Genomic DNA, 1,749 nt, shown 5'->3' on the forward strand with positions numbered 1-1,749 from the left:
GGCTATTAGAGTTTTATAAAGTATACAGCTCTATAGCATGAGAGGAGCAGTCATATGAGGAAAATATTTACCATATTGTCCCTTTTGTGGCTACTCAGTATAGGGGGGACTGCTAACGCAACGGACTGGTACTATGTTGGACCAGATGCATCAGGAAACCAATTATTTATTGACAACGACAGTGTTCAAAAAAGTGATTATGATGCGCTTTTGTGGCTGCGGGTCAATGAACTGGGTGGCGACGAATTGCGATATAAAGTGTATATAAGTAGATATAACCGTACCATGGAAACATTAAAGGTAGATGCATACATGGCAGACGGTACACCTTATGAAAATGTAGAGTTCAATGAAAACCCTGAACCTATTGAAGGCAATACAAATGGTCAAGCCATTTATAATTTATTATGGCAATAAAAGAACCATCTAGCACAGCAAACTAGATGGTTCTTTTTTATATGTGTAAAAAATTTATAAATCTTAGGAATATTTTTTATATACAACATCCTCAAATGAGAATGGTATATACGAAAATTTAAACTTGGGCAGAATTGCGACTTAGCTCCAAGTCTTGAATCATTTGGAGATCGTCTTGTGGAGATCGACCACCAGTTGTTAAGTAGCCACCAACCATGATGCCGTTAAGACCACCTTTTAAAGCATAAGCTTGTAAGTCACGAAGATTTACTTCACGACCGCCAGCTGTACGAATCAATGCATTTGGCAAGATGAAACGGAACACAGCGAAGGTACGTAAAATATCTAGAGGACGTAATGCTTTATTATTTTCAAATGGTGTACCTTTAACAGGATTTAAAATGTTGAGTGGTACAGAGTCAATATGCAAACGTTTAAGCTCGAATGCCATTTCTACGCGTTGTTCTAATGTTTCATTAAGCCCGAGGATGCCGCCAGAGCAAACGCGAATGCCTGCTTTTTGAGCATTGTCGATGGTAGACATTTTATCTTCGTAGGAATGGGTTGTACAAATATCTGGGAAGTGACTAGGTGCTGTTTCGATATTGGAGTGGTATCGAGTTACACCCACTTCTTTCAATTTGAGAGCTTGTTCGTAAGTTAACAAACCAAGAGAACAGCAAATTTCGAGGCCTACTTCGTTTTTAATACGGTCTAATACGCGAATGATTTGGTTAAATTCGTTTGGGTTATTAGTATTACGACCACTCGTTACGATAGAAAAACGAATAGCGCCTGCTTCTTTAGCTTTGCGAGCCGCATCGAGGATGCTTTCATCATCCATGAACGGATATACTTGAACGCCTGTTTCGTGATGTGCAGATTGAGCACAGAATTTACAGTTTTCAGGACATTTGCCAGATCGTGCATTTACAATGGCGCATACATCTACGGAGTTGTCATTGAAATGTTGACGAATTTTATCTGCCATAGCGAGCAGAATCATCGTATCATCATCAGATGTATGAATTAACTCAATTGCTTCTTCTTTTGTAATTTCACCACCATGCATAATACGATTTGCTATAGTAAGGATTTTTTCGTATGTTCCCACCTGGGATGGTTGTTGATCTGTAGGCAAAGCCATAATAGCCTCCTAATTGTTAACTTAATAAAAATATAAAATATTGACAATTTGATTGTAAACGTTAGTGCATAAATTGTCAACTTAATGTATTTTTGAGTTAACAAAAATATGTATGTAGTTTTTAGAGGGCTTTTAATACAGGGGAATTATATGACTTACAACTAATTTTAGAGGCTATATTTTAC

Annotated in this window: 2 protein-coding genes; one reads left to right on the top strand and one right to left on the bottom strand. The window is 37.4% G+C overall.

Annotation, left to right across the window (positions count from 1 at the left end):
- The first annotated feature begins 54 nt into the window (after nt 1-54).
- On the top strand, nt 55-417 hold the full coding sequence (locus QZ334_RS08260; RefSeq protein WP_105090068.1) for a hypothetical protein: 363 nt from the start codon (nt 55-57) through the stop codon (nt 415-417).
- Nucleotides 418-535: 118 nt separating this feature from the next.
- On the opposite strand, the gene bioB is transcribed toward QZ334_RS08260, so the two are convergent.
- Complete coding sequence (gene bioB, locus QZ334_RS08265; protein ID WP_295233598.1) at nt 536-1,564, bottom strand: biotin synthase BioB; 1,029 nt, start codon at nt 1,562-1,564, stop codon at nt 536-538.
- Between the last annotated feature and the right edge of the window lie 185 nt (nt 1,565-1,749).

The sequence above is a fragment of the Veillonella sp. genome (assembly GCF_019414865.1).
In the GTDB taxonomy this organism is placed as follows: domain Bacteria; phylum Bacillota; class Negativicutes; order Veillonellales; family Veillonellaceae; genus Veillonella.

Excerpts from the sequence above, each read along its gene's own strand:
- QZ334_RS08260 (WP_105090068.1), top strand. The coding sequence starts at position 55 with ATGAGGAAAATATTTACCATATTGTCCCTTTTGTGGCTACTCAGTATA.
- bioB (WP_295233598.1), bottom strand. The coding sequence starts at position 1,564 with ATGGCTTTGCCTACAGATCAACAACCATCCCAGGTGGGAACATACGAA.